Below are 26,616 nucleotides of genomic sequence, written 5' to 3'. Positions count from 1 at the left end.
CTTGCCCTAAGTCTTGGAAAAGCTAGCCCTGCACGACCCTCGCGTGGCCGAGGCCCGCGGCACCGTACGCGCCGACCTCGTCGAGCGTCTCGTGCTCCAGCAGCGCCTCGACGATCGCGTCGAGCTTGCCGCGGTTGCGGCTGAGCACGTCGAGGGCCCGCTCGTAGCACTCGTCCACGATCCGCCGGGCCTCCTCGTCGACCATCGCGAGCGTCGCGGGCGAGGCCTGCGGCTGCTGGCCGTCGGAGGGCAGGATCGTCAGCGGGCCGATCTTCTGCGACATGCCCCACCGGCCCACCATGCCGCGGGCGATCATCGAGACCTGCTCCAGGTCGCTCTCCGAGCCGGTGGTGACCACGCCGAACACGACCTGCTCGGCCGCCATCCCGCCGAGCGCGCCGGCGATGCGCCCGCGGAGATACTCCTCGTCGTAGGCGTACCGGTCGGTGTCGGGGGTGGAAAGCGTGACGCCGAGCGCGCGCCCGCGCGGGATGATCGAGATCTTGCGCACCGGGTCGGCGCCGGGCTGCAGCATGCCGAGCAGCGCGTGACCCGCCTCGTGGTAGGCGGTCCGGTTGCGCTCCTCCTCGGGCATGACGATGCTGCGCGCCGCGCCGAGCTGCAGTTTCTCCAGCGCGTCGGAGCAGTCGACGGCGGTGACCTTCTCCTTGCCCCGCTTGGCCGCCAGCAGTGCCGCCTCGTTGACCAGGTTGGCCAGGTCGGCGCCGGTCATGCCGGGCGTGGTCTTGGCGATCTGGTCGAGGCTGACGCCCACGTCGAGCGGGACTCCCCTGGTGTGCACCTCCAGGATCGCGGTACGGCCCGCCGCGTCGGGCAGCCCCACCTGGACCGTGCGGTCGAAGCGGCCGGGCCGGAGCAGCGCGGGATCGAGGACCTCGGGGCGGTTGGTGGCGCCGATGACGATGACGCCCTCGGCGCCGGAGAAGCCGTCCATCTCGGTGAGGATCTGGTTCAGCGTCTGCTCGCGCTCGTCGTGGCCGCCGATGCCGCCCGCGCCGCCGCGGGCCCGGCCGATGGCGTCGATCTCGTCGATGAACACGATCGACGGCGCCACCTTGCGCGCCTCCTCGAACAGGTCGCGCACCCGGGACGCGCCGACTCCGACGATCATCTCGATGAACTCGGACGCGCTCGCCGAGAAGTAGGGGACGCCGGCCTCGCCGGCCACGGCCCGGGCCAGCAGCGTCTTGCCGGTGCCGGGAGGCCCGGCGAGCAGCACGCCCTTGGGCAGCTTGGCGCCGAGCCTGCGGTACTTGCCGGGGTCCTTGAGGTAGTCGACGATCTCGACGAGTTCGTTCTCCACCTCGTCGATGCCGGCCACGTCGTCGAAGGTGACGCGCACCTTGCCGGCCGCGACCGGCTTGGCCGCCTTGGACTTGCCGAGGCCGCCCAGCCCTCCGCCGCCCATCATCCCGGCGCCCCGGCGCATGATCCAGATCCAGAGCCCGGCCAGCAGCGCCACGGGCAGGAGAGAGAGCAGCAGGTTGACGGCGAAGCCGCGGCCGCCGATCGGCTCGGCCTTGATCTCCACGCCGGCCGTGTCGAGCTGCCGCGAGAGCTGCTCGGTGTTGGCGAAGGCGGGGACCTCGGTGCGGAACTCGGTGTAGGACTTGTCGCCGCTGCCGGGATCCTTGGCCGCGGCCTTCAGATCGCCCTCGATGGACAGGCCGGTGGCGTAGATCTCCTTGACGTTCTTCGCGTCGACCTGCGTGGTGAACTCGGTGTAGGAGATCGTCTCGACCTGGCGGTTGTCGAGGAACGACGACACCAGGAAGAAAATCGCGTAGACGACGAGCAGGGTGGCGGCGAACCGCCACCAGTTCATCTTGCGTCGGCCGCCGGGCGTGCCGGGCAGTCCTTCGGAGCGCCAGGGCGGCTTGGACCGATCCTGGTCCTGGGTCTGCGGCGATCCAGAGCGTTCCACGGCTTTACTCCCCCACATCACCGCAGTCATAATCCTTTACTTCGGGACACGCACCCACGAGGCCGCGCGAGTCACGTCAGGCCACCGATCGCGTTGCGTGTCCGGCACTGACACAAACGCCAATCCGGGTTTGGCCATTCCCCCGTCGACTACGGCCACCGCCGCGCGCGAGCTGCTCTTGCCGTACTTGACCTGATAAACCAGCATCCAACCGTCCTTGACGGGCTGCGAGGCGATCCAGGTGATCGTGGCGCCCTTGGGGTGGTGGTTGAGCGTCCAGCGCGCGGCGAGCAACGCGGTGTCACGCGGCTCGGCCTGCTCCTCGATGGGCAGCGGGCAGGTGACGAACGTGCCGCGCCGGGTCGAGCCGCGCTTGATGGGCAGCACCTGCTTGGTCGTGAACGGCGCCGCGCCGTGCCTCTTCCACTGCCCGCCGAGTCTCGGCACGGCGAGCCCCGACCGGGTGTCCTTGATCGCGTGCTTGCCCGGCGACCGGAGCGCGAGGCGCTTGACCTTGGCCGGCAGCCTGGGCACCCGGATGTCGGCGTACAGGGCCTCCATGGCCGTGTAGCCGGGAGTCAGTGACGTGCCGGGCGTCGGCGTCGGCCGGGGAGTGGCCGCGGCGAGGGACGTGGTCGGCGAGGGAGACGGCGTGGGCATAGGGGCGGGAACGGACGAGGCCGGCACGGCAGATGGCGCGGCGACCTGCCCTGCGGCGACCTCGTCCGGCCGCGACGGGAGCACGAAGACGAGCCCCACGGCGGCGACCGCCACCGCGGCGACCACGGCGCACCCGCGGTAAATCACCCGCATCGGCAGATCGCCGATGCGGGAGCGCCTTGGCGGAGAGGCAGGGGTTCCCGATCTGTCAACTGTCTTCACATCGGAACCCACGGTCCCATCTTCCCCATCGAGCACGACGGGAGCGTACGACAAATCCCGCCATTCCGCTCATGAAGCAACCGAAGTGTCATCATGCCTGTGCCGAACAGGTGGAGCTCCGGATCAGCGGTTACCGGCGGACGCGCCCGTACAGCCAGGGCGCCTCCGCCACGAACGTGCACGAGCCTGGCGCGATCTCGGTGAACCCGGCGTCGCGCACCACGGGCAGGCCCGCCTCGACCTTCGCCGCGAAGCCGGTCTCCGCGGCGGTGCGCACCGACACCGCCAGCCCGGCGGCCCGCCAGGCGTCGCGCTCGGAGTGGTCGCTGGCCCACCAGGCGAGCTGCGCGGCGTGCCCGGCCTGGGCCATCGCCTTGCCGGCCGACATGTCGAGGCCGGGGTTGGCCCACAGGATCGGTGCCTCGGCGGGCCCGAGATCGCGCGTGTCGGTCAGCTCGGTGCCGGACACCTGCAGCCGCGCGAGGTCGCGCGGCCAGTCGTCGAGCGGCACGGGCGGGTGCACGCGCACCTCGGCGGTGCGGTGCTCGACCGTGCGGCCGGGCAGCGCGACCGCCCGGCGCCACTCGGCGCCCCTGGCCCGGCGGACGACCTTGCGGATCCTGCCGGTGGACTGCCAGGCCGCCACCTCTGCGGCCCACTCGCCCGGGTCGTCGAGCAGGCTCAGCACGGCCATGGCCGCCGCCTCCAGCGCGTCGGTGCGCTCGGGCGGCGTGGCCCGTTCGATCCTGATGACCAGCGGCAGCACCATCAGGTCGGAGTCGTTGGGCTCGCGGCCGTTGGGCTCGGAGGCGTTCGGCTCGTGGTCGTTGGGCTCGTGGTCGTTGGGCTCGGAGGCGTTCATCGTCTCCTAGCATGCCCGATCGCCAGGGACATGCCGGTGGCCAGGAGGCAGAGCAGGCCGGAGCCGTACCACGCGAGGTCGTAGGCGCCCAGGTGGTCGCGGGTGAGCCCGGCGGCCACGGCCGCGATCGCGGCGCCCACCTGGTGCGAGCCGAACACCCAGCCGAACACCACGGCCCCGTCGGCGCCGTAGATCCTCCGGCACAGCGCCACCGTCGGCGGCACGGTCGCCACCCAGTCGAGCCCGTAGAACACGATGAAGATCAGCATGCTCGGCTCGGCGGTGGCCGCGAACAGACTCGGCAGGATCATCAGCGAGACCCCGCGCAGCCCGTAGTAGACGGCGAGCAGCAGCCTGGGGTCGATCTTGTCGCTGAGCCAGCCGGAGGCGATCGTGCCGACGATGTCGAAGACGCCGATGATCGCGAGCAGCCCGGCCGCCATCGGCTCCGCCATGCCGTGGTCGTGCGCGGCGGGGATGAAATGGGTGCCGACCAGGCCGTTCGTGCTGGCGCCGCAGATGGCGAAGCCGCCCGCGAGATACCAGAACGGGCGGGTCCGCGCCGCCGATCTCAGCACCGTGACCGCCCTGACGGCCGCGTTCGCGGTGCTCGGTTCGGTACGGGTCGCGCCGGGCTCGGCTCCAAGGGCGGTGGTGCCCACGTCCTCGGGACGGTCGCGCAGCAGCCACCAGACGAAGGGCACCACGGCCAGCGCGGCGCCCGCGACGGTCAGCGAGGCCACCCGCCAGCCGGGACCCTCGGCCAGCCAGGCCAGCACGGGCAGGAAGACGAGCTGCCCGGCGGCGCCGGCGGCGGTCAGCACGCCGGTGACGAGCCCGCGGTGGCGCACGAACCAGCGGTCGGTCACCGTCGCCACGAACACCAGCGCCATCGAGCCGGTGCCGAGCCCGACCAGCACGCCCCAGAGCAGCAGCAGGTGCCAGCTCTCGGTCATCAGGACGGTCAGCCCGCTGCCGGCGGCCACCACCAGCAGCGCCAGCGCGACCACGCGGCGCATGCCGAAGCGGTCCATCAGGGCGGCGGCGAAGGGGGCGGTGAGCCCGTAGAGCACCAGGTTGATCGACACCGCGAGCGAGATCGTGCCCTTGGTCCAGCCGAACTCCGCCTGGAGCGGATTGATCAGCACTCCCGGGGTGGCGCGGAACCCGGCCGCCCCCAGGATGGCCACGAAGGCGACGGCCGCGACGAACCAGGCCCGATGCAGGCGCGCGCGGGGGCGGGTGGCGCTCAGGGTCATGCGGACCATCCTGATCCACCACCGTGTGCGCGAGCGAGTGACCGGATAGCCAACCTCTGAAAGAATCCGGCCATGGCGCACCGGATCGCGGTCCTCGTTCTCAACCACTTCGCCCCGCTCGACCTGGGCGTCCCGGGGCAGGTGTTCTGGTCGGCGGAGTCGGCCGAGGGCGAGAAGCTCTACGAGGTGGTGACCTGCTCACCCGGCCGCAGGCCGGTGCGCTGCTCGGCGGGCTACAGCGTGCTGCCCGACCACGATCTCGACGTGCTCGACACCGCCGACACCGTGCTGGTGCCCGGCATCCACGCGGGCAGCGCCCTGCTGAACGGCACGATCAGCGACACCCTCGCCGCCGCGCTGCATGGCCGCCCGAGGGTGATGTCGATCTGCACGGGCGCCTACGTGCTGGCCGCCGCCGGTCTGCTGGACGGCCGCCCGGCCACCACCCACTGGCGCGACGCGGCCCACTTCGCGGCGTTGTTCCCGAAGGTCAGGCTCGATCCCGACGTCCTGTTCATCGACGACGGCGACGTCCTCACCTCGGCGGGCGTGGCGGCCGGCCTCGACCTGTGCTTCCACGTGATCAGGCGCGACCACGGCAGCGAGGTGGCCAACCGCGCGGCCCGCCGCTGCGTCATGCCCCCGTGGCGCGAAGGCGGCCAGGCCCAGTACATCGAACGCCCGCTTCCCCCGGCCGCCGACACCGGCACGGCCGCCACCCGCGGCTGGATGCTGGCCAACCTCCACACCCCGCTGGACCTGGCGGCGCTGGCCGAGCACGCCAACATGAGCGTGCGCACCTTCACCAGGCGCTTCCGTGAGGAGACCGGCCTCAGCCCGGCCCGCTGGCTCGCCAGGCAACGGGTCGAGCACGCCCGCCACCTGCTGGAGACGACCGACCTGCCGGTGGACCAGGTGGCTCGCCGCGCCGGCTTCGGCACCGCGGTCTCCCTGCGCCAGCACCTGCACTCGGCCGTCGGCGTGGCCCCTCTGGCCTACCGCCACACCTTCCGCCGCCCCGTGGGCTGACCGTCCCCCGGAGGGTGATCATTCCTTCGGCGTGTCGTCGTAGGGTGAGGCGTATGCAGGGTTGGGGGGCGAGAAGCCCGTTCGAGGACGAGCTGGAGGCGGCGTTCGCGGCCGGCGACCTGGCCCGCTGCCTGTCCCTGTTACGCGAGGCCGACTTCGCGCTGCCGATCAGCGAGGCGGCTGCGGCCGGGCAGGAGCCGCCCGCGTGGGCGACCGTGACCGACGACGAGCGCACCTGGCTGGCGGCCTTCACCTCGGTCGAGGCGATGCGGACGGTCACCGGTCTCGCGACGTACCGGGTCACCTCGCTTCCGGAGCTCGCCGCCGGGTGGCCGGACCCGCGCTGGGGGCTGGCGGTCAACCCGACGCTGCCGGTCGCCTTCCCGCTCGAATCGGGCACGGTCGCCAGGCTCGCGGTCCCGTCCATGGCCCAGGATCTCGTCCTCGACCCCGGTTCTGGGCTGCCGGTGGTCCAGAAGCTGCTGCACCCGCCCGCCATTCACGCCCTGCTGGTCGACGGCGAGACCCGGGTGTCCGGCTACTGCCACCACGCGCTGGACGTCGCGCACATCGCCACCCCCGGCGTGCTCGCCAACGCCCTGGCGCAGCCCGACGCGGTGACACCGGACGGGTCGGTGAACATCCTGCGCTGGCACGCCGCCGGGCCCGCCCTCTACCGCACACCGTACGGCGGGGTCGACGAGGCGAGCATGGCCGCGGTGGCCGGGTGGGTGATCGAGGAGCCGCCCTTCATCGGCCTGGGACTCGTGCCCAACGTCGACCAGCTGATCCGCGAGTACAAGATCGACGGAGTGGGTCTCACGCACGGCGCCGAGATCGTCGAGCTGACGGTGGAGGGGGTCGAGCGGCGGCGCGCCGTCTACGACGGCGACACCGGACGGTGGCTGCTGGTGCGCGTCGTGCCGCGCGAGGACGTGGCGTGATCCGGCACGGATACCGGGCCCGCCGCGAAGGGGTGGACTACGAGGCCAGCCCCGATCCGCGTCCCGACGGCCTGTGGATGCGCCTGCGCAGCCCGGTGCCCGCCGAGGGGTTCGAAGAGGTGACACCGGACTGTTTCGTGCTGCCCGTTCCGGCCGCCGAGTGCGAGGAGGCGGCCTTCGTCACGACCGTCTGTGAGTGGCGCGGCGAGCCGTTCCTGGTGCTGGGCGAGAGCGACGGCGAGTTGCTGCTCGAATACACCGGCGGGCAGGTCACGGTCGCCCGGCGGCTGGGCCTGGAGCGCGTCGAGCGCGGCGTCCACCGTCTCCGGGTCGCGCGCGGCGAGGCCGGCGAACTGCGTGAGCACGTGGTGTCCCTCCTGCGCTAGAAGTTCTTTCTGTTCACCTCTTGTGCACTTTGTGAGAATTAAGGAAAATCTTGCTCAAAGTTAGCTGAGTGACTTGTGCGCTTCGGGGGGCGAGTGGAGTACGGGTCGGCGGAGGCCTCAGGCATGGAGGCCTACGCGGAAGAACTGCGCGCCATGTTCATGCGCATGCAGGAAGAGGCACTCGAGCTGCATGAGCGGGCTCGTGCCGTAAGGGTGACGGAGACGTCTCCCGACGCCCTGGTGTCGGCCACCGTGGGCGCACGCGGAGACCTGATCCGGCTCGACATCGACCCGCGCATCTATCGCCGGCCCGACTCCAGGCAGCTGGCCGACTCGATCACCGCGACCATCGCCCGCGCCACCGCCAAAGCCCGCGAGCGCGTCGTGGAGATCTTCGCGCCGTTGATCCCACCCGAGCAGATGGAGGCCCATATCGAGGGTGACATCGAGACCGCGATGCGGCAGCTGGCGGACCGGATGACCGGGAAGGGATGACGTGATCACGATGCGCGACGGAGTGTACTTCAGCGAGCGGGCCGTGGCGGCGGGCATCAACGTCTGGAACGACATGGCCACGAACCTCAAGAAGGAATGGGACGCGGCGGCCTCGGAGATCGAAGGCCACGTGGCCGCCGCCCCCTGGGGACGCGGAGCCGAGGGCATCCGGTTCCAGGAGGCGCTCATGCGAAGCGGTGGACCGCTCCAGATGATCAGGTCCGGGCAGCGGGTCATCGACCAGATCGTCAAGGCGGGCCCGACCCTGCGCGACACCATCGGCAACTCGGTCGCGACCAACCAGGCCGAGGCGGCGCGCATCAAGAAACTGCTCACCGAGATCTGAGCCCCTTCTCACAGACCGCCGATCGGGCGGCGAGCGGAATCCAGGCGGCGACGAGAAGGCTGGGGGTGACATGGCCGGCGGGCACACGGATGTCAACACCAACACGCCCGGCGGCCAGCGGTCCACCGGGGGAGGCGGGACGTCGTCCACCGACGTCCGGCCCATCTGGGAGACCGAATCCCTCCCCGACTGGGTCAACTACATCCTGATCCCCCTGCTGGCCTCCGGGCAGTCCTGGCCGGAGGCCAGCGAGAGCGGCCTGTGGGCGATGGCCAAGCCCCACCAGCGGACGACGAACGCCCTGGTCAACGCCTTCGATCCGGCGGCGCGGTCCGTCAAGCTGGTGCTCGCGAGCTGGGAGGCGCCCGCGACACCCGGCTACCGCACCCAGGTCGGCACCATGTTCGGGGAGAGGACGGGCGTCGGCGCCCTGGCCATGCTGTCCGACGGCTACTACCAGCAACTCGACGCCTTCGCCCGGCAGACGCAGTACTCGAAGATCTCGATCAACGTCGCGTTCCGCATCACCGTCGTCGCCGCCTTCATCGCGTTACTCGGCGCGTTCTTCTCCGCGGGCGCCGGCGCCTGGCTGATAGGCCGGTACGCCGTCCTCGCGCGCGGGGCCATCGCCCGGATCCTGGAGCGGCTCGCCATCAACGCCGGACGCGGGTTCGTCACGGCCACGGCGGGCCGGATGACCGCCCTGGCAGGCCTCTCCCGGGTGATGGCCTCACCCCTGGGCCACGAACTGTTCGAGGAGATCGGCGAAGAGGTCTTCATCGACGCCTGGTCCCAGTACACGCAGATGCGGATGGGCACCCGCGACCAGTGGGACTGGAAGATGACCGCGGCCTCGGCGGTCGGCGCGGGCGCGGGCGCGGGCGTCGGGCTGAAGAGCGCCAACAGGATCTCCAGGCTCGTCAACGAGATCCCCGTCATCGGGCGGCTGAACCGGCTGGCCGGCGACTCACCGGGGATCGGGAACGCCCTGCTCCGCTTCCCCGGGCGGGCGCTGAACACCGGCCTGAACAACACGATCGCCTCACCGGTCGGCAGCGTCGTGGCCAACATGGCGGTGTACAGGGAGATTCCGGCGTGGCCGGGCGCGGACGCGTTCGTCGGCGGCTTCATGGGCGGTGTCGGCCGTACGGGAACGATCAGCCCGTTCAACCCCGACGTGGCCATGGCCCTGTTCAATCCGAGCGCGGCACTGGCCCACGCCACCGACACGGCGACCCGCAGCGACGTGGCCAGGGCGGTCGACCACGCCATGTCCGCCCACCCCGCCCCCACGCCTGCCCCTGCCGCCGCTCCCACGTCCGCCCCGGCGGGCACGGCCTCGGCCACAGTGACCCCGTCCGGTGCCCCCACCCCGTCCCCCACTTCGTCTACGCCCACCACTCCCTCCGCACCCGGCTCGGGCTCGCGTCAGACCGGCCAGCCCCAGGCGCCCACGAGTGGGCAGCCCCAGCCGGACCCGGAATCCGCACAGAACGGCCGGCCGGACCCGCACACTCCGCCGGCCCGGAACGCCCAGCCCGGCCAGGCCGCGCAGGGCGCCGGCCAGACCGCCGGCGAGCCGGCCCCCGACCCGGCCGCTCCCGCCAACGCCGATCCGGACCCGGCAGTCCAGAGCACGACCACCCCGGACCCCACAGCCCCAGACCCCACAGCCCCGGACCCCACAGCCCCAGACCCGACCGGCCTGGATCCGACAGCCCTGGGTCCGACCACGCCAGACCCAACCGCCCCAGACCCGACAACCCCGGATCCGACCACGCCAGACCCAACAACCCCGGGCCCAGCCGCGTCGGACCCAGCCGCGCAGACGCAGGGCGCGACCGGAACCGCCGCCAATGCGGCCGCGCCCGACCCGGCCACGCAGGTCTCGGGAACCACCGGCACGCCAAGCGCCCCGGCCCCGGCCGCGCAACCGCAGAGCCCCACCGGAGCCGCCGCCACACAGGTGGCGGGCGGCACGACCACGGCGACCGCGCCCAACGCCATTCCCAGCACCGTGCCCAACACCCTGTCCGCCGTGATGGCCCAGATGGCCATCACGGAGGCGCAGCGCCTGGCGTTCCCTCATGGGATCCCGCTGCAGGACGGCGGCATCCTTGTCACCGACGCCAGGGGACGGCCGGTCAGCCTGTCGCCGGAGGCGTTGCGGCGCACCGAGGAGCGGCTGACGGCGCGGGCGGCGAACGGCGCGACCGCGGAGCGGCTGCGGGCGGAGGCGGCGGCCACCCTGGGCGCCGAGATCGCCATAGCGGGCGGCAGGCCGGCGACCGAGGGCGCCCTGGAGGGCCTCAACCAGCTCACCGACGCCGATCCGGGCGCCGCGCCGGACGCCGCCGATCACAGCCGCGCCTGGAACAACAGCGACTCCGAGCAGGCCGACCGGGTGGCGAGCCGGTTGGCGGCCAGAGCCTCCAGTCCCGACGCCGCCCTGCGCGCGGGCTTCTACGACGTCGCGGCCCAGGAGATCACGGACCGGCTGGCGGCCCTCGGCACGCCGCCGGCCCCGTCCGCCCAGACCGGGACCGGCAACCCGAGAACGGTCTCGGCGCAGCAGATCAGGAACTCGCTGTTCCAGCCGCGGCGCAGGCGCCCCGCACACCACGGCCCGGTGACGGTCGAGGAGATCCATGCCGCGGTCGTCGCGGATCTCGACCTCACGGACTTCGGCGGCGAGGTGCTGAGCCTGACCTGGGCGCACCCGTCCTCCATGATGGTGGTCGCGACCCGTACGCACGGCACCCTGCACTACCGGATCAGGCCCGGCGAGGTCAGCGGCACCGACGTGGCCGAGTCGGAGATCCACACGGGCACCGACACCGACCCCATCGTCATGAGGATCGCGCAGGGCACGCCGAACGAGTCCCTGTATCGGGCGGTGCTGCACGACATCTCACACGGCGGCCAGCAGCGAGCGGCCGCGCTGGCGCGCTCGGAGCAGGGCATGGTGCGGCGCTGGGTGTCGAGGACGCGTCCCATCGAGGGCCGCGACGAGTGCGTCCCGCCGCGGCTCAACGAGTTCCGCTTCCTGTCCAGGAAGTGGCGCGCCGCCCAGTCGATGGACGAGAAGCAGCGCTGGGCGCACGAGATCGACCGGTTGAACGCCGACCTGCGCGGCCGGGGCCAGACGCCGCCCGTGCCGCCGTGGTCGCGCGGGAGCGCCGTCGCGCCGCCACCGGTGAGCACGCCGCTGTCCGACCTGACCTCGTACGTACGCCACACTGTCGAGTCGCTGACCAGGACCGAGACCGGCATGCACGTACGGGTCGGCGCCAAGATCGCGACCGCGGCCGCCGCCGAGCAGGAGGCCGACGCGGCGATGCTGAAGGCCGCCCAGGCCGAGGGACACAGGGACTTCGGAGCGAAGGAGCGCGCGCGCAAGGAGCTGGCCAACGCCGAGAATGCACTCCTCAAGCAGGAGCGGCACCTGCGCATCGCCGAGGCGTACCAGCAGGCGCTGGAGTACGCGACGCAGGCGCGGGAGGCGTACGAGCAGCTGCTGACCGCGCTCGAACAGGGCGCTCGGCCCGACACGGTCACCGGCCTCGCCGAGCAGGCGCAGAGCTGGCTGAACGACTTCCAGGAGGCGCTGGCCGCCGCGCTCCCTCGGCTGGCGAGCCAGCCCAGCTTCGTCCCGGCGGACCGGCTGCCGCACCTGAACAGGCTCACCGAGACCGTCAACCAGCTGCTCGAAAACAGCGGCATCGACGAGAGCTTCACTCCGGACGTCCTGGACCGCAGGTTGCGCTCGGAGTTCAGCCGGGTCATCTCGGGCGACGGGGCGCTGATCAGCGTGGGCCGCCGCAACCCGGGCGAGATCCTGGTCAGGCTGTCGGTCACCGACCTCGTGGAAGTGCTCGACTCGACCAAGGTCGCCTCCGAGATCATGAACGGCGTGATGCCCCAGGGCGGCCAGACCGTCGGCGCCACCGCCAACCGCAGCCAAGGCGTCACTGTGGGCGACAAGCTGAGCAGATGGTTCGCGGCGCTGCCCGAGAGCGCGGTCAAGGAGGTGCTCAAGCACATCGAACTGAGCGCCTCGCTCAACTCGGGTCTCTCGAGCTCGGTGACCGGCAATGCCAGCAGCTTCGGGCTGGACGGCGGCGTCGAGGACAACCGCGGCGAGTCGGTGCTGTTCGACGCCAGAGCCAGGTGGAGCGTCAAGGTCCGCACGTCGCTCGAGAAGGGCTGGTCGCCTACGGTCACGGTGGACCACGGCGACCACGGCGACGCCACCAGCCTGCGGGTCTACGTGTCGCACGCGTACATGGAGGGCGCGCCGTCCCGCACCCTGCGGCTGCCAGAGGCCCAGCGCCAGGAGGCGTTCCCCGAGCATGTCGTCCTCGGCCTGACCGGGCTGCTCAAGCTGGCCGACGACACGGTGCACGCCCTGGGCGAGAAGCACTTCCCGCCGGGCAGCGTCGCCCGCCAGCAGCTCTACGCCTCCTTCACCGACCACTTCTACAGCCGCATAGGCCACGCGGTGAACGACCCGCGGGGGGTCCCGCAGATCATCCACGTCGACGGCCGCCCGTTCGCGCAGTTGCATTTCCGGGCCGTGCCCCGGCTGGCGACGGCACAGCCGGTCGGCGCGGCCAGCCGCTCCCACTGGCAGGAGCGGCTGCGCGTCGGCGTTTCCAGCGCCACCGGCAACCAGTCGTCCGGCCGTTCCCTCGGCGTGTCCGGCTCGCTCGGCGTCAACGGCGTGGTGCCGGACTTCGACGCCATTCCGGGAGACGGCGAGTACACCGTCGCGTCGGGGCCGAACGGCCAGACCTCAGTCGGCGCCTCCGCCTCGGACGGGCTGAGCGTGAACGGCGTCACCTACCACCCGAGCGTGCAGCGCTACACCGGCCATACCCAGGGCGTGGAGCTGGAGTTCGACTACGAGGTCACGGTCCGGCTCATCGGCGAGAACAAGAAGCTCGCCCCGATCACGGGAGAGGGCAGGGGCCTGTTCAGGTTCCCCGAGCCGGACGCCTACCGCTACGGCCTGCCCGTCGACGAGAAGGCCGTCAAGACCATTGACGGCAAGCCCGTGCTCCGCGACGACCCCGACCCCGACCCCCCGAAGGGCCGCAAGGGCGAACTGCCGCACTTCTACGGCAACGAATCCGGCAAGCTGCGCGGCGCGGGGCCCGCCCTCGTGCAGGGCATCCACGAGGCCGACCGGCTCAGGGAGGCCACCGAGGAGAAGCTGCGCGCCATGGGCGTGCTGGCCCCGCTCAACGCCGACAAGGAGCCGGTCTACGCATCGGACCTGCTGCAGCGGGTGAGCCAGATGGTCAACGAGCAGACAATCGCCGAGCAGCTGGTCAAGCACCGCCTGCAGACCGGCTACGACCAGGCGGCGCAGGACGGCATCATGATCAACCTCGTGGTCCGGCACAGCGGCCGCGCGCCACGGCACATCACGCTCCGCGTCAAACTCGACCAGCACTTCACGGAAGAGCAGGGCAAGCCGGGGGCCACGTTCGTGGGCACCACCGAAGCGCAGGCCGTGGTCAACCTGGACATCGGCTCCGACACCAACGTGTGGTCGCACACACGCAACGAGAACGTGGCCGGCGGCGTGGGATACGGCGCCGGTCACCTGATTCCCAAGGGCGAGGAGGGAGTCAGCCCCAGCGCCGGCGTGGGCGGCGGCAGGGACGGCTCGCGCAGCCTCTCCCACACGACCGGGCTCACGATCAACGGGGTGATGCTCACCGAGAGCACCTCCCCCGTGGCGATCTTCGACATCCCGCACACCGCCCGGGTCGAGCTGCTCGAGGCCGACGGCACCCCAGAGATGCTGGCGGAGGTGGACGGGAGCGCCCGGGTGCTGATCTCCAGCGACCTCCTCCCCGAGGACGGCACGCTGCGGCCCGTGCCCCCGGCGTCCAAGGAGGTGCCGACCCCGGACGAGGTGATGCGGTACGCGACGATCCAGCACATGGACACCCGCAACCTCCTGGAGACCGCCCAGGCCCTGATCCCCGGCGCGACGAGACGCGACTCGCCCGGCTTCGCCCATCTCGCCGAGTTCTTCAACGTCCGCAGCCTCATCGCCCACCCGGAGATATTCCGCACCTTCTACGACACGGGCTTCGTGGTCCGCCCACAGGGGGCCGTCCCGACCAAGGCGTCGATCGGTCTGCAGGCCAGGCAGGGGAAGTCGGTGTTCGTCGGCGTCACCGACGACGTGGGCGCCCCCATCAACCTCACGCTGGCCAGCATGGGCGTCACTGCCGGCAGGTCGTCCGGCGGGAAGGTCGAAGGCTCGCTCGGCGTGGGCGGACAGCAGGCCGACGGCTCCGGCGGAGGTGGCAAGATCGGCGGCGCGCACTCGGGCGGGAGTTCGCGCTCGCAGTACGACCTGTCGATCTGGGGCAGGGAACGGCTGGCGATCGAGGTGGGCAAGAAGTACGTCTTCCTGGCGCCGGTCGAGTTCGACACCACCGGCGGCGAGGCGAACGCGGAACAGGTGACCAGGACGGCCGACGGCACCATGCTCTACACCCTGCCGGAGCGCCACGCCCTGCGGCTGTACGCCGAGGGGACCCTCGACCTGCCACTGCACCAGGTGGCGGACGCGGTCGAGCGTTTGATCAACGGCACCCTGCAGCTCGACCGTAACGAGGCCGTGCCGCTCGTCAAGCGCTACCTGGCCGAGTCGCCCCAAGCCACGACCTCGATCCCGCTGGCGGAGGGACACACCCCGGCGGTGCTGATCGAAGCGCTGAAGAAGATCGTGGACGAGGGCTCCACCCTCACCAGGGTCGACGACTTCCTGACCAGGGCGGCCGAACTGATCAAGGCCGGGCGCGAGGTGGACGTGGCCGCGTTCCTCATGAAGTCGATGGGGATGACCCTCATCGACGACATCGTGCTGGCACACAAGGGCACGAAGATCGAGATGCTCGACGCCGTCCGCTTGGCCATCGGGACGGGCTCTCCGAAGGCCCTCGGCAATCGGACGGTGGCGGACAGCGTTCGCAAGATCTTCGCGGAGAAACGCTGGTGGGGGCCGATAGACAACATCCTCAGTCCGGACGGGATGCACCTGCGCTACTTCACCCCCTTCGACGAGGACGGCTGGCGGGACCAGGTCGTCGTCAAGACACGGCTTGAGATCATCGACGAGCCGGCGAAGCTGCTCGGGACCACGAACCAAGTCGGCCTGATCCTCCAGGACTACACCTACGAGGAACACGGCAGGTCGGAAACCAGATCGGCGTCCAACTCCGTGAACGCCGGCGGCAACTTCTCGGCCGAGGGGCACGGCAACAACGGCGGCCTCAACACGGACCGCAGCCGCGCCACCACCGGCTGGTTCTCCGAGCAGGAGACCCGCCTTCAGCGCGTCGCCATGTTCAACGGCATGGACAGGGTCCGGCAGCGGGTGAGGGCCGTCATCGAGGTGGAGGTAACCCCTCAGCAGAGGCGCGTGACCGGCCTCCCCCTCCGGCAGGGAACCCCGCGGACGACCACGGTCGAGCTCACCGGCCACATGGACCGGCTGATCCCGACCGGCCTGACCAGGCCCGCGGGGACACAACCGGCAGAGCCGGGCAGGAGCTTCGACCCCCGGCAGGTGCCCGCTCTGCACCGCTTCGTGGCCAACTCTGTCAAGGCGGACCTGTACCAGAAGATCGTCGACGCGCTCAGGAACAAGAAGCTGTTCGGCGAAGGTGTCGAGGTGCTCGAGACGGAGCTACGGAACCGGCTGTCCGAGATGGCGGCTACCGCCCTGTTCGAGCGGATGACCGGCGAGCGCGGGCACCGGATCCGGCTGCCGGTGATCGGGCTGCGCAACCGCGTGGTCGACGTGTGGATCAAGGCGGTGCAGTCCAACCTGCAGGTCCTGGCCCGCGGTCTGCAGAATGTGGAGAACGGGGATGTCTGGCGTCTCCAGCGGATCACCGGATCTTCCTCCAGCGGCGGAATGGCGTTTCCGATCGGCGCGAGCACGGGCATCGACGACGCGTCCACCGGCCTGAACGGCGGCATCTCCGTCGGCGAGCAGTCCTCGGTCAGCACCACTGTTGCGAGCGGCAATCGTAGGGAGATGAGCCTCTTCGAGAAGGACAACGCGGTCATCGTCCAGCTCACCACGCTCTACGACCTGACGTTCATCAGGCAGGCGCTCACCCCCGAGGGGCCGAAGAACGAGGGCAAATCCATCCATCTGCCCCGCGGCGCCACAGGCGAGGTGGTCGCCATCATGTCCGAGACCGACTACGAGGCCTTGGTGGCCATCCTGGAGTCCGGGGAGTCCCTCGGCTCCGAATGGCAGCTCGTGCCCGAGAGCGCGCCGGCCGGGCGGCGGCCGCCGCCGGCGAGCACGGAGCAGGCGGACCCGGCCAGGCCGTGGGGCTCGCTGATGGACGCCCGGATCAAGGCCGCACAGTCGGGCACGGACATCAGCATCGACATCACCGGACCGGACGGCCGCACGTTCACGTACCACGTCTCCCCCAAGGGGTCGCTGCGCAGCGAGGACGGCAACCGCCCCTTCGCGGCGGCGTTCGCCACCCTGTCGCCCCCGCTGGCCGAAGCCGCCGACCGCGTGGGGCTCGATCTGCGCGAGCACTTCGACAACCCGCGGACCCAGGCCACCTTCGCCGAGCGGGTCCGCACGGAACTGGCCGCCCGGGGCATCGACGTGACCACGCTGGAGGCGCCCACGGTATGGCCGTCGCGCCATGCGGAGGGCACGAATGCCGCGAGTGGCGGCCGCGCCGTGGGCTCGGCGGGCGGCGAAGGAGGGGGGGTGGGCGCGCCCGAGGTCGCGGACTCCGCGTTCATCGCCGACGGCAGAGCGCCGCACCTGCCGGACGTGACGCTCGACGAGCTCAAGGAGGCGATGGCACGCGACCTGCGGATCTCCGACTTCGGCGGGAAGGTGCTCGGCTACTCCTGGTCCGGCTCGACGCTGACGGTGGAGACCCAGGCGTGGGGGACGTTGTCCTTCGAGGTCGAGATCGGCGAGGTGCCGACCGGCCGGGTGGCCAGTACCGACCCCAGGACGGGCCGCATGCTGGTGTCGGGGCGGGCCTCGAACGACCAGCTCGCCCGCGCGGTCCTGCACGAGATCTCGCACGGCGGGCAGGTCATGGCCGCCATCGCGGCCCGGGCGGAGCAGGGCCTGGTCCGCCGCCTGATCTCCTGGGCGGGCTCGCGCGTGGGCCGCGACGAGTGCGTGACGGCCCACTTCGACGAGTTCCGCCACCTTTCGCGCAGGTGGGCGGCCGCGAGGGCGGCCCACGACCTGGAATCCACCCCCGAGACGGCGGACGAGACGCGCAAGTGGCGGCACGAGCTGCAGGCGCTGGACGCCCGGCTCCGCCGCCTGGGCCACACCCCTCCGTCGTTCCCGTGGTCGGCGGGTCGGCCCGCGGTGCCGGACTTCCACGCCGGCTCCATCGGCGCGCTGCCGACGACCGCGGCGGGCCTCGGCACGCTCGCGGACCTGTCCGGAGTCGCGGCGATCGTGCCCACCGGCTCTCCGCGGACCGCGACCACCCCCGCCGGGCAGCCGAGCACGTTCACGGTGACCTCGCCCGCCGGACCGCTCACCCTGCAAGTGGCCGAGGCCGACCTGCCCGCCGGGACGGTGGCGGTGGGGACGTCGAGCCCGGGCCTGCTCTCCGTCACCGTGTCCCCCGCCGACGGGGCGGGCGTCCGGATGCGGCTCGCCGAGCTGATCGCGGAGGCCGTCGCCGACCAGGTGGGCATGCCGGCCGGGCGTGCTCTGGTCCCGGGCCCGCTGAGCGCCGTCCCCACCCTGCGGCGCGACGACGCCTCGGCGCTCGTCCGCGTCAGGGCGCTGGTCGAGGCCCGCGCCGCCGCCTCACCTCTCGAACGCGCCGCCATCGAGGACGCGCTCCGCGACGAGCTGAGGGACACGGGGCTGACGCCGGGCACCGACGGCGCCGCGGCCAGGCAGATCGCCGCCGCCCGCGCGGGCCTCCTGCCCACGGCACACCTGATCGCCGTCAACGAGTTCTCCGGACGGCCCGCCGATCCCGCCGTCACCGCCGCCATCACCGCCGTGTCCCGCGCCGCCGCCCTCCTCGGAGCCACGACCAGCACGTACGGCTCGGCGCTCCTCGACGTCACCCCGCCCGGCGGGTCGCCGATGCCACTGGAGGTGGTGACGGGCCGAACCTCGACCGGCAACCCCGTCGAGCTCACCACGCACCAGGGGACTCACGTGCTGACCGTGGACCGCGGCTGGGGGGTGCCGGCCATCGAGCGCTCCGCGGCCGTGGCCATCGCGACCACGGTCGCCACCGCGTCGGGCGCCCCGCAGGGCGGGCCGGTCCCGGTCCCCAGCGCTCCGGGTGGCACGCTCACCATGAGCGAGCTCCATCTGGCCGCCGAACTCCAGGAACTCGCCCACCAGGTGCGGAACGCGACCCCGCAGCAGCGGCCGGGCCGCTTCGCCCTGCTGGTCGAGGTGGCCGAGGCCCGGGGCCTCGGCAGGCGCTCCCCCGGCCGCGACGCCAACCGGGCCCTCCTGCCGGAGCCGCTCGCCGCCGAGCTCACCGAGCTGCTGGACCGGAGCATCCAGGGCGAGTCCCGGCACGCGTTCTGGCAGCGCATGCGCAAGATCGCCAACGCCACCGGCTGGTGGCCCCCGGAGGAGCCTCCCCCGGCGGAGCCACCCGCAGAAGACCCCGCCACGGAGAAACCACCTGCAGAGGAGCCACCTGCGCAGGAACCCCCCACACTTCCCACGCCACCCACGCCACCCACGCCACCCACGCCACCCACGCCACCCACGCCACCCACGAAGGAACCACCCACCGAGGAACCACCCACGGAAGAACCACCCACCGAAGAACCACCCACCGAAGAACCACCCACCGAAGAACCACCCACGGAAGAACCACCCACCGAGGAACCACCCACGGAGCCGGTGGTCCCCGACGCATCCGGTGACCTGGTTTCGGCATGATGGTCGGCAGGGCCACACGAGAATGGGAGCGGACGATGCCATTCGCCGTAGCACGAACGAGAGACGAGGCGCATCTCTACCTCGACCTCCACCCGTGCGCCTGCGGTTCGGTCGAGACGACCTGGGACACCGCGCTGGTGACCGCCGACGGCGAGCTGACCTCGCGCTACTCGGGCGCCTGCGCCGACTGCGGCCGGGAGCGGGAGTTCCTCTTCGGCCTCCCCGAACGCGAGACGATGACCGGCGAGTTCCCCGCCTTCGGCGGCGCCGAGCCCTCCCAGCTGCTGGACGCGGGCGAATGGCTCTGGGTGGCCGACCTGACGGCCGGCAACGTCCCCATCGACGACGAGGCCGCCGCCCGGCAGGCGCTGACGATCGCCACGGCGGCGGTCGCGGAGGTGGTCAAGTTCATCCCCGCCGGCCAGGACAGGGTCCCCGACCACGCCTTCTGGTCGGCCCAGGGCCGTGACGTGCGCGACGCGGAGCCGGGCAGGTTCTCCCTCGACCGCCTCCTCATCGTCCGCGACACCTACCGCGAGCTCGCGGCCGCCCATGGCTGAGGCCAGGACGATCGCCGAGGCGTACGTGCACATCGGCCTCACGGTCGCGGACGGAGAGCTGGGTCGCAACCCCGACTACAGCCGCTGGACCACCCTCACGGAGGGCGCGGACTCCTGGACCCTGGTCTTCGACCAGGCCGGCCACCACATCGAGCTTCGGATCCCGTACGAGACGGAGTTCGAGGCCAGGCGCGGGGGCTCGCACTTCGGCCCCGGCACCTCGCCCCTGGTCGACGCGGGCCAGTGGGTCCTGGTCTCCTCCGCCTACGCCCGGATGGCCGTGGAGGACGACATCCTGTCCTCTCCCGACGCGGCCGACGGCTGGCAACTGGCCAGGGACGCCGCGCTGGAGGCGATCAAGTTCATCCCCGAGGGCGACGAGGAGCCGCCGCCCGGCGCGTTCTGGACCCCTCTCGGCATCGGCGCCCACGCGCAGGAGCCCGCCCGCTTCACCCGGCGGCGGCTGCGCGACGACATCGACTTCTACCAGGAGAGCCTCGACCGCCTGCGGCCCGGCGGAGCCCCCGGATAACCGGTTGCCCGGCCGGGCGGCCACCTGCTGCACTACGGGGAACAGCCGGTCGACCGAGGAGCGAAAATGCGAGGAACGTTCATGTCCATCCAGGAGAGGATCATCGCTCACGCAAAGGACATGACGCTTCGTGCGAACGCTCAACTTGGGAATTCTGGCGCATGTCGACGCCGGTAAGACCAGCCTGACCGAGCGGCTGCTCCACGCCGCCGGTGTCATCGACCAGATCGGCAGCGTCGATGACGGCAACACCCAGACCGACTCCCTGGCGCTGGAACGACATCGCGGCATCACGATCAAGTCCGCCGTGGTGTCGTTCGTCGTCGGCGACGTCACGGTCAACCTGATCGACACCCCGGGTCACCCCGACTTCATCGCCGAGGTCGAGCGCGTGCTGAATGTGCTCGACGGCGCCGTGCTGGTGGTGTCGGCGGTCGAGGGGGTGCAGGCGCAGACCCGCGTGCTGATGCGCACGCTGCGACGGCTGCGCATCCCCACGCTGATCTTCGTGAACAAGATCGACCGCCGCGGCGCGGGCGACGCGGCCGTGCTGCGGAGCATGGCCGAGAAGCTGTCCCCGTCGCTCATCGCGATGGGATCGCCCGCCGGGCCGGGCGCCCGCGACGCCGCCTTCACGCCGCACGCACCAGACGATCCCCGTTTCGTCTCCGCGCTGGCCGAGCTGCTCACCGGCCACGACGACGCGCTCCTGGCCGCGTACCTCGACGACGAGACGGCCCTCACCCACGGGCGGCTGCGCCGCGAGCTTGCGGCGCAGACCGGGCGGGCGCTGGTTCACCCGGTGTTCTTCGGCTCAGCGATCACGGGCGCGGGCGTGGACGCGCTGATCACCGGCGTCCAGGAGCTGCTGCCCGCCGCCGAGGGCGATGCCGCCGGACCGGTCTCGGGCACCGTCTTCAAGGTCGAACGAGGCCCGTCCGGCGAGAAGATCGCCTACGTCCGCCTCTTCTCCGGCACGGTACGCGTACGGGATCGGCTGCCGTTCGGCCGCCACGACGAGGGCAAGGTCACCGCGATCAGCGTCTTCGACCGCGGCTCGGCCGTCCGGAGCGCGTCGGTGGCGGCGGGGCGGATCGGCAGGCTCTGGGGCCTCGGCGACATCCGCATCGGCGACCAGGTCGGCGAGCCTCACGGCACGCCCGGGCACCGCCACTTCGCCCCGCCGACGCTGGAGACGGTCGTCGTGCCCCGCGACCCGGCCGGCGGGGGCGCGCTGCACGCCGCACTCGCCCGGCTCGCCGAGCAGGACCCGCTGATCGGCCTGCGGCAGGACGACGTCCGGCAGGAGATCTCCGTCTCCCTGTACGGCGAGGTGCAGAAGGAGGTCATCCAGGCGACGCTGGCGGAGGAGTTCGGCGTCGACGTCACCTTCCGCGAGACGACCACCATCTGCGTCGAACGGCCGGCCGGCACCGGCGCGGCCGTCGAGGTCATCGGCAAGGAGCCCAACCCGTTCCTGGCGACCGTCGGGCTACGCGTCGACCCGGCCCCGGCCGGGTCCGGCGTGAGCTTCCGGCTGGAGATCGAGCTCGGCTCGCTGCCGCCCGCGTTCCTCAAGGCGATCGAGGAGACCGTGCACGAGACGCTCGGCCAGGGCCTGCGCGGATGGCAGGTCGCCGACTGCGCGGTCACGCTGACGCGGTCCGGCTACTGGGCGCGGCAGAGCCACTCCGGCGGCGTGTTCGACAGCAGCATGTCGAGCACCGCCGGAGACTTCCGCAACCTGACGCCCCTGGTGCTGATGAGCGCGCTCAGGCAGGCGGGCACCCGCGTGTACGAGCCGATGCACCGCTTCCACCTCGACATCCCGGCCGACACCTACGGGACGATCGTGCCGGTCCTGGGACGCCTGCGCGCCGTGCCCCGCGACTCGGCGACGCGTGGCTCGTCGTACCTGCTGGAGGGTGACATCCCGGCCGCCCAGGTGCACGCGCTGCAGCGGCAGCTGCCGTCGCTCACCGGCGGCGAGGGCGTCCTGGACTGCGCCTTCGACCACTACCGGCAGGTGCCCGGCACTCCCCCGTCCCGGCCGCGCACCGACCACAACCCGCTCAACCGCAAGGAATACCTGCTGCACGTCATGCGGTACGTCTAGCCCGGAGGCAGCGGCCTTTCCGATACGAACAGGCGCACGATGTGATCAACGGCGTCGGCGTGCTCGCCCCTGGCTGCGTCACCGGCGGACTAGTCAACCCGGATTCGGACGCTTTTGGCGGGCAAAGGGCTATCGTTTCGTTCGTGCCAGCGTCGGCCGTCCCAGAGCTGGTATCGGCGCACGACGAAGGGCACGGGCCGCGCGGTGAGCGGATCGGGGCCGTTCATCACCTGCAGATGCAGGTGCGGGCCAAGGGCGTTGCCCGAGGAGCCGATCAGCCCGATCGTCTCCCGCGCGCGCACTGCCTTGCCGGGGGCGACGCGGACCGATCCCTGCTGTAGGTGGGCAAGCAGTACATACGTGCCATCCGCACCGAGAACCACGTGGTTTCCGGCCATCGCCGGGATTCGCTTACCGAGGAGCAACGGCCGGATCAGGAATCCCGCCGGGACGTCGCGCCAGGGGATGAGCCGATCGCGGTCGGGTTCGCCGTCGTGACCGACCACAACCTCACCGTCGAGAGGCGTAAGGACCGGTCGTTCCCAGCCGCTGACGTCGGAGGAACGCAGCCGGCAGGTCAGGTAGCGCCACCATCCGCCCTCCGCCACAGCCGCCGAACCGGGCGCCAGCGGAAGGAGGTCGAACGCCCAGCGCGAATGGCCGGGAGGATTGAGCACCAGGCACTCCCCGGTGATCGGAAAGTCGATGACCGCATCACTTCGGGGCTCGGCGTTCATGCCATCCATTCGGCTCATCCGACGAACTTGCCGGCTTGGACCACGTCGTCGCCACGCCCGACGCCCCTCGAGACGAGACCCGCGCAACGCCATGAACAGCACTGAACTCTGCAATCGACGCCTATCGCGATCTTTACCATGATCCGATCCTAAGTCAGCAGGCAGACGCCGGCGCGATTCGTCTTGGCCGAACTGTCCGCCGACGGCGACGGCACGCCGGGGCATCGACATGGCCTGACCGTCGAAAGCTCCTGCAACCGAGAGGTCCGGCCGATCAGGCGATGTGCCCGCAGAACCGCCACTCCCGCCACCTGCGCCGATGCTTCGACAGGTTCGCTCCCACGGGGACTGTAGAACTAACCTGGACAGACCCAGGCATGGGCTACGCGCTCGATCGGCTCCGCTCAGGAGACGACGCCCGTGTCGTGGACGCGAACGGCAATACCCAGCACGATCTCCCCCGACGTCGACCTCCAAGTCGTCATCGCTCCCCCGGAGACGAGCGAGCAGGAGGCGGCCTTCGAGGAGGCTCAACAGGTCTTCGACGCGTCTATGCCATGTGCCTGGACGGCCGGCAAGACAACATCAACGGCAAGATGACCGACACCCTTGATCACTAGGTGGTTTTCGTCCAACTCGGCCGCTGCGCGCACAGGTAACGATCCGTCTCAGGTGTCGAGAAGGGGGTAGTGCGGGACGGATGTGAACCGTCACCCTGGTTGGGCCGTCTTAGTAGTTATATAGAACATTATTCACATCTCGGGTATGATTCATCCCGATTTGGGCGTTTGCGCATGCAAGCGGAAGTGTCTCGAATCCGTGAAATACATTGAATAGATGCGTGAAAACCGGGATGCTAAAGCCCGGCATGCTCGCAAATTGCGATACGGCAGTTACGCTGTGTTGCCAGCTAGGTATGCGCAAGAAACCGGCGCGACCCGCCCGGTCGGTTTACCGGACAGGCCACGCCGAGTTGTTGTGAAGCTGTGAAGCACGCATCCCGGCCAAGGATCGGCGCGCCTCACGATAGGGCGACCTTGGGCCTATCTCTTGACTACGAGATAGGCCCAGGGCCGTCGTCGTTCCCGCAGAACGTGTCCCACAGGGCTTGGCCGATCCTCGACAGGACGCCTCGACAGACAGCCGCGGCAGCTCCCATGAAGACCGTTCCGACGAGGCGACGCCTCGTCTTGTTGCCCCTGTCGGGCTCGTCGGGTTGGACGGTGCCCATACCACCTCCTTGTATCGGACATCGACCGAGACGAACGCACAGGCGCACGTACCGGCCCAGTCGCCCATCGGGCGACCTCGAGTTATTTCGTCCGATGGGCCCGATCACCAGAGGTGGATAAAGGCAAAGACTAGCCCTGTCCCGAGACATTAGCGTGTAGTGCCGGGCAGATCACACCATTCTTCGAGTGCGTGTTCAGCAATAACGATCATGCAATGAAGAACTAACGCCCTGCTACCTGCGATTACAGTCTGAAGCGCCAATAGCAGCCCACCACGTGAAAATTATTTGCGTAGCACGGAGTTCACCACTCCACGCGTTTCGTAGTGAAGATGTGAGCTCGGCTCGATTTCCCATCCAGCGGCAACACCGCCGCAACTCAGCGATCTCCCTTCCGGCGGGAGCGACCAGATTCCGATACGCGGTCACCGCCTTGGAGCGGATCACTACATGCCCAAAGGGGCGGCGTCCGCCCAGGAGACCAGAACGGTGGATGTGGGAGGACTCGCCCACAGGACAGAAACACGCAAAAGCGACGGTGTCCATACAGACACCGCCGCTGCTGATACCTCTACGCTGCCGCCTGCAACGCCACTTGGGTGGAGCTATGGGGATTCGAACCCCAGACCTCCTCCATGCCATGGAGGCGCGCTACCAACTGCGCCATAGCCCCTTGTTGCGTGAACCAGTCTATCGGACTCCACGGACGGTCAAGCACCCCTAAAACGACGTGCGGCAAAGGGGTGCCGACAGAGCCCCCGAGGGGTCAGCCCGCCTCGCGGGCCTTGTCGATGAGACCGGCCAGCTCGGTCACCATCGGGTCCTCGGCGGCGCCGGCGAGGCGGCGGGCGTGCTCGCCGAGCGTGGGCAGGTCCAGGCCGAACGCCTCCCGATCGCGCATGAAGACGGCGAAGGACGCGGCGACCACGTCCACCTGGAGCCGGAGGGGGGCCTCCGACCAGACCGAGGCCGAAAGGGCGCCCGCGTCGATCGACTTGCTCGCCTCGGCGGGGTTCCGGGTGTCGGGGTCCTGCCAGCGCACCGTGGCCTGGGCGAGCTGTCCGGTGGCGCCCGGCTTGAGGCGTAGGGAGTAGAGAGCCGTCACCGAGTGGCCGGGGCCGATCTCGCCGCCGTCGCGGTTGTCGTCGCGGAACTCCCCGGCCTTCAGCGCGCGGTTCTGGTAGCCGATGAGCTGGAAGCTCTCGACGACGGACGGGTTGAACACCACCTGCGCCTTGGCGTCGCGGGCGCGCAGCTCGATGGTGGCGGGGAGCTGCTTGACGAAGACCTTGTCGGCCTCCTCCTGGCTGCTGACGTAGACGGCGGCGCCGTCGCCGTTGTCGGCCAGCTGCTCCATCAGCTCGTCACCGTACTCGCGGCCGACGCCGACGGTGAGGAGGGTGATCTGCCGGCCGGCGTGCTCCTTGACCCGGTCGAGGATGGTCCGCCATTCGGTGCTGCCCTGGTTGGCCAGGCCGTCGGAGAGCAGGATGACCCGGTTCGCGGCGGCGGGGCGGAAGGCCTTGGCCGCCTCCTGGTAGCCGGCGACCAGGCCGGACTCGAGGTCCGTGCCGCCCTGGACGGTGAGCTCGTCCACCGCGCGGTGCAGCTCGGCGCGGGCGGCGAGCGGGGTCATGGAGGCGAGCAGCCGGGCCTCGTCGCTGAAGGACACGATCGACACCTGGTCGCCGGGGGCCAGCTGGTCGAGCAGCGTGTGCAGGGCCTGCTTGACCAGGTCGAGCCGGCCGGTCTCGGCCATGGAGCCCGACACGTCGACCACGAACGTGAGGTTGGCGGGGCGCCGGGAGGCGGCGTCGGAGCCGCGGGTCTGCAGGCCGACGCGCAGGACCGCTCCGTCGCGCGACATGCGGGCGCCGTCGAGGTGCACGGTGAACCCGTCGTCGGGGGGTTCCACGTAGTCCTGTCTGAAGGCGTTGACGAACTCCTCCGGCCGGATCTGTCCGGGTTCGGGCCAGCGCCCTTCCTGGAGGGTACGGCGGGCGTAGGCGTACGAGGCGGTGTCCACGTCGAGGGCGAAGGTGGAGATCTGGGCCTCGGCCGGGTCCTTCTCGCTCTTGCGGGGCGAGGGCTCGGCGGACGCGGTCGGCTGCTGGTGCTCGCTGCTGGGGGCGCGCTGCGCGGAGTCGCCGGTGGAGCCCTGGGGGCCGCCGCCGCACGCGGCGAGCACCAGCAGTCCAACAAGTCCGACACCGATAGCTAAAGGACGAAATTTCACTACAACCACCTCCACGCCTTATGACGACCCCTCCCAGCGAGTCGCCGGGCCGGTGACGTAAGCGAGCGCAAACCGCGATCCGCGCGTGATCGG

15 protein-coding genes and 1 tRNA gene are annotated in these 26,616 nt (G+C 70.8%); 9 read left to right on the top strand and 7 right to left on the bottom strand.

Annotated features, from left to right (window positions below):
• Positions 1–22: 22 nt before the first annotated feature.
• From ftsH to AB0C16_RS21360, 4 genes are all read right to left on the bottom strand, one after another.
• The gene (gene ftsH / locus AB0C16_RS21375; protein ID WP_357685420.1) at positions 23–1,945 is read right to left on the bottom strand and encodes an ATP-dependent zinc metalloprotease FtsH; all 1,923 of its coding nucleotides are present in this window, start codon (positions 1,943–1,945) and stop codon (positions 23–25) included.
• 36 nt (positions 1,946–1,981) lie between these two features.
• Complete coding sequence (locus AB0C16_RS21370) at positions 1,982–2,758, bottom strand: hypothetical protein (RefSeq protein ID WP_357685418.1); 777 nt, start codon at positions 2,756–2,758, stop codon at positions 1,982–1,984.
• A 199-nt stretch (positions 2,759–2,957) separates the two neighbouring features.
• On the bottom strand, positions 2,958–3,689 hold the full coding sequence (locus AB0C16_RS21365; protein ID WP_357685416.1) for an aminoacyl-tRNA hydrolase: 732 nt from the start codon (positions 3,687–3,689) through the stop codon (positions 2,958–2,960).
• Positions 3,686–4,948 carry an MFS transporter gene (locus tag AB0C16_RS21360; RefSeq protein WP_357685414.1) on the bottom strand — a complete coding sequence of 421 codons (1,263 nt, stop codon included), beginning with the start codon at positions 4,946–4,948 and terminating at the stop codon, positions 3,686–3,688. The genes AB0C16_RS21365 and AB0C16_RS21360 overlap by 4 nt, the downstream gene beginning before the upstream one ends.
• A gap of 72 nt (positions 4,949–5,020) precedes the next feature.
• Here AB0C16_RS21360 and AB0C16_RS21355 point away from each other — a divergent pair, with 72 nt between their 5' ends.
• From AB0C16_RS21355 to AB0C16_RS21315, 9 genes are all read left to right on the top strand, one after another.
• Complete coding sequence (locus AB0C16_RS21355) at positions 5,021–5,977, top strand: helix-turn-helix domain-containing protein (protein ID WP_357685412.1); 957 nt, start codon at positions 5,021–5,023, stop codon at positions 5,975–5,977.
• Positions 5,978–6,030: 53 nt separating this feature from the next.
• A complete protein-coding gene (locus AB0C16_RS21350; protein WP_357685410.1) occupies positions 6,031–6,921 on the top strand; it encodes an SseB family protein in 891 nt (296 codons plus the stop codon).
• Positions 6,918–7,307 carry a hypothetical protein gene (locus AB0C16_RS21345; RefSeq protein WP_357685408.1) on the top strand — a complete coding sequence of 130 codons (390 nt, stop codon included), beginning with the start codon at positions 6,918–6,920 and terminating at the stop codon, positions 7,305–7,307. Before AB0C16_RS21350 ends, AB0C16_RS21345 begins: the two co-directional genes overlap by 4 nt.
• Before the next feature lie 123 nt (positions 7,308–7,430).
• Complete coding sequence (locus AB0C16_RS21340) at positions 7,431–7,802, top strand: YbaB/EbfC family nucleoid-associated protein (RefSeq protein WP_357685406.1); 372 nt, start codon at positions 7,431–7,433, stop codon at positions 7,800–7,802.
• Between the two features lie 10 nt (positions 7,803–7,812).
• Positions 7,813–8,148, top strand: a complete 336-nt coding sequence (locus tag AB0C16_RS21335; protein ID WP_357685404.1) for a hypothetical protein — start codon at positions 7,813–7,815, stop codon at positions 8,146–8,148.
• 70 nt (positions 8,149–8,218) lie between these two features.
• Positions 8,219–19,111, top strand: a complete 10,893-nt coding sequence (locus tag AB0C16_RS21330) for a hypothetical protein (protein ID WP_357685402.1) — start codon at positions 8,219–8,221, stop codon at positions 19,109–19,111.
• A gap of 35 nt (positions 19,112–19,146) precedes the next feature.
• Positions 19,147–19,671, top strand: coding sequence for a hypothetical protein (locus AB0C16_RS21325; RefSeq protein WP_357685400.1), 525 nt, complete (start codon positions 19,147–19,149; stop codon positions 19,669–19,671).
• On the top strand, positions 19,664–20,203 hold the full coding sequence (locus tag AB0C16_RS21320) for a hypothetical protein (protein ID WP_357685399.1): 540 nt from the start codon (positions 19,664–19,666) through the stop codon (positions 20,201–20,203). The genes AB0C16_RS21325 and AB0C16_RS21320 overlap by 8 nt, the downstream gene beginning before the upstream one ends.
• Before the next feature lie 130 nt (positions 20,204–20,333).
• Positions 20,334–22,319 (top strand): translation factor GTPase family protein, encoded by a 1,986-nt coding sequence (locus tag AB0C16_RS21315; RefSeq protein ID WP_357685397.1) that lies wholly within the window; start codon positions 20,334–20,336, stop codon positions 22,317–22,319.
• Positions 22,320–22,408: 89 nt separating this feature from the next.
• Here AB0C16_RS21315 and AB0C16_RS21310 read toward each other — a convergent pair whose 3' ends face one another.
• From AB0C16_RS21310 to AB0C16_RS21300, 3 genes are all read right to left on the bottom strand, one after another.
• Positions 22,409–23,074 carry a M23 family metallopeptidase gene (locus AB0C16_RS21310; RefSeq protein WP_357685395.1) on the bottom strand — a complete coding sequence of 222 codons (666 nt, stop codon included), beginning with the start codon at positions 23,072–23,074 and terminating at the stop codon, positions 22,409–22,411.
• Positions 23,075–24,887: 1,813 nt separating this feature from the next.
• Positions 24,888–24,960: transfer RNA gene (locus AB0C16_RS21305), tRNA-Ala, on the bottom strand.
• Positions 24,961–25,053: 93 nt separating this feature from the next.
• On the bottom strand, positions 25,054–26,523 hold the full coding sequence (locus AB0C16_RS21300; RefSeq protein WP_357685393.1) for a von Willebrand factor type A domain-containing protein: 1,470 nt from the start codon (positions 26,521–26,523) through the stop codon (positions 25,054–25,056).
• Positions 26,524–26,616: the final 93 nt, after the last annotated feature.

This window comes from Nonomuraea sp. NPDC048916 (genome assembly GCF_040649575.1).
In the GTDB taxonomy this organism is placed as follows: Bacteria; Actinomycetota; Actinomycetes; order Streptosporangiales; family Streptosporangiaceae; genus Nonomuraea.
This window is presented reverse-complemented; position numbering and strand designations above follow the sequence as displayed.

Bases quoted from the DNA above. Each gene is read 5' to 3' on its own strand.
- AB0C16_RS21330 (WP_357685402.1), top strand. From the start codon at position 8,219: ATGGCCGGCGGGCACACGGATGTCAACACCAACACGCCCGGCGGCCAG.
- AB0C16_RS21325 (WP_357685400.1), top strand. From the start codon at position 19,147: ATGCCATTCGCCGTAGCACGAACGAGAGACGAGGCGCATCTCTACCTC.
- AB0C16_RS21365 (WP_357685416.1), bottom strand. From the start codon at position 3,689: ATGAACGCCTCCGAGCCCAACGACCACGAGCCCAACGACCACGAGCCG.
- AB0C16_RS21335 (WP_357685404.1), top strand. From the start codon at position 7,813: ATGCGCGACGGAGTGTACTTCAGCGAGCGGGCCGTGGCGGCGGGCATC.
- AB0C16_RS21360 (WP_357685414.1), bottom strand. From the start codon at position 4,948: ATGACCCTGAGCGCCACCCGCCCCCGCGCGCGCCTGCATCGGGCCTGG.
- AB0C16_RS21320 (WP_357685399.1), top strand. From the start codon at position 19,664: ATGGCTGAGGCCAGGACGATCGCCGAGGCGTACGTGCACATCGGCCTC.
- AB0C16_RS21310 (WP_357685395.1), bottom strand. From the start codon at position 23,074: ATGAGCCGAATGGATGGCATGAACGCCGAGCCCCGAAGTGATGCGGTC.
- AB0C16_RS21340 (WP_357685406.1), top strand. From the start codon at position 7,431: ATGGAGGCCTACGCGGAAGAACTGCGCGCCATGTTCATGCGCATGCAG.
- AB0C16_RS21355 (WP_357685412.1), top strand. From the start codon at position 5,021: ATGGCGCACCGGATCGCGGTCCTCGTTCTCAACCACTTCGCCCCGCTC.
- AB0C16_RS21350 (WP_357685410.1), top strand. From the start codon at position 6,031: ATGCAGGGTTGGGGGGCGAGAAGCCCGTTCGAGGACGAGCTGGAGGCG.
- AB0C16_RS21370 (WP_357685418.1), bottom strand. From the start codon at position 2,758: ATGCGGGTGATTTACCGCGGGTGCGCCGTGGTCGCCGCGGTGGCGGTC.